Annotated in this window: 1 protein-coding gene; it reads right to left on the bottom strand. The window is 65.9% G+C overall.

All coding sequences use genetic code 11. The features are described 5' to 3' along the window. Positions 1-197 (bottom strand): hypothetical protein (locus ACLQ22_RS32235; protein ID WP_425695645.1); only part of this gene is annotated, 197 nt, incomplete at its 3' end. Between the last annotated feature and the right edge of the window lie 14 nt (positions 198-211).

The following is a 211-nucleotide window of genomic DNA, read 5'->3' as shown; positions in this document are numbered from 1 at the left end:
CACGAGCTGATCAGCCGGTACAACGCCACCTGCACCGCGAACAGCCCCGCCTGGGTGTACATCGTCTGGTCCAGCAGTCGCGGCTCGCCCGCGACCACTTCCCGCAACGGCCGCTCGAGATGTTGGTCGAAGTGTGCGCAGACCTGATCGAACGCCTCAGCGAATACCGGATACGCCTCATACAGGCCCTGGCCCATCCCGACCCGCTGGC

Source organism: Micromonospora sp. DT178 (assembly GCF_049841695.1).
Taxonomy (GTDB): Bacteria; Actinomycetota; Actinomycetes; order Mycobacteriales; family Micromonosporaceae; genus Micromonospora.
Note: the sequence above shows the minus strand (reverse complement) of the source record. Positions and strands in the feature narration are given on the sequence as shown.